The following is a 3,021-nucleotide window of genomic DNA, read 5'->3' as shown; positions in this document are numbered from 1 at the left end:
GGGCATTCCCGGCCCGCGCCGCGCACCACCACCTCTTACCGACTTCTCAGTCGCCACGAGCGGCTGGACGGACATCTACAGAGGGCTATGAGGACACCACACCCCTGTTACGAGGACAGCACGCGCGCGTGGAGCGCGGTGACCGCCTTGCGGGCGGACGTGAAGGCGCCGTGCTGCCAGGCGTCGGTGTAGCTGAGCCAGTCACCCGCGAAGTAGACCCGCCCCGTTGGCTGGTTCAACGGCTTGTAGCGGACGTCGTCGGGTCCTCCGGGGGTGTCGTGCCAGGCGGCCTCCAGGTGGGGCGTCTGGCGCCAGTGGTGCGAGAAGGAGGACGCCAGTTCGGTGCGGTACTTCTCGCCGTAGATCTTCACACCAGCGGCCACCGCGCGCTGCTCGCGCTCCTTGGGGCTGAGCTTCGCGTACGAGTCCGCGTCGTCGTCGTAGTTGTAGTAGCCGATCAGGACGCCACGCTCACCGTGGAAGCCGTACGAGGGGTGCCAGATGTGGGTGACGTCCTGGTCGGTCTCGGTGATGCCGCCGTAGATGTTGTGGTCCAGCTCCCACCAGCGTGAGCGGTACTCCAGGCCTATCTTGCCCGCGGACTGCGGAGTGATCGCCTCGAGGGCGCTTTGGACACCGGAGCCGAGGTTGTGCGGGATCTTGGCGAGGATGTTGGGCGGCAGGGCGCCGACGCAGTAGTCGGCGTCGATGGACCGCGTACGGCCGCCCTGGGTGTAGGTGACGGTGACGCCACTCCCCTTGTCGATGATGTGGGAAACCGCCGCCCCTGTACGGATGCGATGGGCCCCGATCGCCTTGGTGAGCGCGCGCGGTATCTGGTCCATGCCGCCCACCGGCTGGAACATCAGCATCGCCTGGTCGAAGCCGAACTCGAAGGAGAAGTAGCGGCCGACGCCGGTGGCGAAGACCTCGGAGGCGGTGGGAAGGTCGCCGAGGAGCACACCGGGGGTTCCCGCCGCGGCGGGGACGGCGGTGTAGCCGCGCCGCTCACCGCCCTCGTATGTCAGCTTGTCGCCGAGTTCGCCGAAATCCTTGAGGAACTCGACGAGTTTCTCCTGATCGGTGGCGGTCAGCTCCTTGTCGAGGGCCCCCTTGTCGGTGGCCTTGGCGAGCAACTCGGAGACATAGCCGTAGACATCGGCCTTGGCGGTGCGGTATCTCATCGGCTTGGTCATGCCGGTGGACTCGTTGTAGATATAGGCGTCCGCGTTCGTATTCGTGAACACCTCGATGGGGACGCCGAGTTCCCGACAGTAGTCGAGGGTGACCATCCACTGCGGGAGACGGGCGGGGCCCGCGTTCATGTACTGGCCCTCGCCGAAGCGGGCCGTCTGCGTGTTGCCGTACAGGTCGGTGGTCGAATCGCCGCCGCGTACCGTGAAGTTGCGGCCGCCGGTGCGGTCCCTGGCCTCCAGGACCGTGCAGTCGTAACCCGCCTTGCCCAGTTCGTAGGCGGACGCGAGCCCGGCGATGCCGCCGCCCACGACGACCACCTTGGCGGCGCCCCGCCCGGTGAGCGTGAAATCGCTCGACTTCAGCGCGCGGAAGGGCTGTTCACGCGGTGCCGCCTGCGCCGTGGGCGCGAGGCCGAGGGAGCCCATGGTGGCGAACATCGCGCCCGCACCCCCGGTGAGACCCACGTTGCGGAGAAAGCTGCGCCGGCTCGCATCGCTACATCGCCGCTGTGCTGCCATGACTTCGACTCCCCTCACGATCTTGAATGACCCGGGGATCCTGGCAACGGCCTGTTACGGCACGGGAGTTACTCGTGTATCCGCCACGTTTCTCTCGCCGCACACCCCGCACCGGTCCGGACCTTGACGCGAGCATGCGACGCCCCTACGTTCATATCGGCGCCCAAAGTTCACGTACTAGAACGCAGGTCTATGCGAACCGACGGGAAGGTCACCCCCCACATGCGCATCCGACGCACGCTCCTCATCCCCCTGCTCGCCGCGGCGACGGCCACGGCCGGCGCCCTTCTGACCGCTCCCCCCGCCACGGCGGCCCAGGTCATCGAGGTCTCCACTGCCGCCCAGCTGAAGTCGGCACTCGCCTCGGCAGCCCCTGGAGACACGCTCCACCTCACGGACGGCACCTACACGGGCAATTTCAAGACCACGGTTGGCGCCACGTCGGCCTCACGCATCACGCTCACCGGTTCCTCGAAGGCCGTCCTGAAGGTGAGCGGAGGCTACGGTCTTCACCTCAACGGCGCCTCGTACTGGACGGTCCGGGGCATCACCGTCACCGGCGGCCAGAAGGGCATCATGATCGACTCGGCGACGGGCGTCGTCGTCGACACGGTCACCGTCCACGGCCTCGACATGGAGGGCGTCCACTTCCGCAACTCCAGCACAGACGGCGTGATCAGGAACTCGAGGATCTACGACACCGGCAACGACGGTCGCGGCATGGGCGAGGGCGTCTACGTCGGCACGGCCGGCGGAACCTCCGACAAGAGCGACCGTGTCCAGATCACCGGCAACACGATCGGCCCGGACGTGGGCGCCGAGAACGTCGACATCAAAGAGGGCACCACAGGCGCGCGCATCACCGGCAACACGTTCGACGGCAGCGGCCTCACCGGCGCCAACTACGACGACTCCTGGGTCGACGTGAAGGGCAACGACGTCCTGGTGGAGAACAACAAGGGCACGTCCACGACGAACGACGGCTACGAGACGCACACCCAGCAGTCCGGCTGGGGCTGCGGCACGGTCTTCCGGGGCAACACCTCGGACCTGACGGGCGCGACGGGCGACAAGCAGCTCGCGATCAACGTGACCAACTACGGCACAAGCTGCAAGACGACGGTGTACGCCTCGAACACGGTGACGGGTGGCAAGGGGCTGACCAACGTCACGGTGACTCCCTGACCCCCATGGAAGTGGGGGGGGGGGGGGGGGGCGCGGGCGCCGCGGAGCGGCGGGGGGGGCACGCGGGGAGCGGGCGGCGGGGAGAGGGGGTGGGGGGGATTGGAGGTAAAAAAGGGGTGGT

Annotated in this window: 2 protein-coding genes; one reads left to right on the top strand and one right to left on the bottom strand. The window is 67.6% G+C overall.

The features are described 5' to 3' along the window. Nucleotides 1-107: 107 nt before the first annotated feature. Nucleotides 108-1,634: an FAD-dependent oxidoreductase gene (locus AB0D27_RS45250; protein ID WP_362521463.1), complete on the bottom strand. Its 1,527-nt coding sequence runs from the start codon at nucleotides 1,632-1,634 to the stop codon at nucleotides 108-110. A gap of 303 nt (nucleotides 1,635-1,937) precedes the next feature. Between AB0D27_RS45250 and AB0D27_RS45245 the strand changes: the two genes are divergently transcribed. Continuing rightward, nucleotides 1,938-2,900 (top strand): right-handed parallel beta-helix repeat-containing protein, encoded by a 963-nt coding sequence (locus AB0D27_RS45245; RefSeq protein WP_362521460.1) that lies wholly within the window; start codon nucleotides 1,938-1,940, stop codon nucleotides 2,898-2,900. Nucleotides 2,901-3,021: the final 121 nt, after the last annotated feature.

Origin of the sequence: Streptomyces sp. NPDC048415 (assembly GCF_040651675.1) — a bacterium.
Classification (GTDB): Bacteria; Actinomycetota; Actinomycetes; order Streptomycetales; family Streptomycetaceae; genus Streptomyces.
The sequence above is the reverse complement of the archived record's forward strand: the minus strand, read 5'-3'. Positions and strand labels throughout refer to the sequence as shown.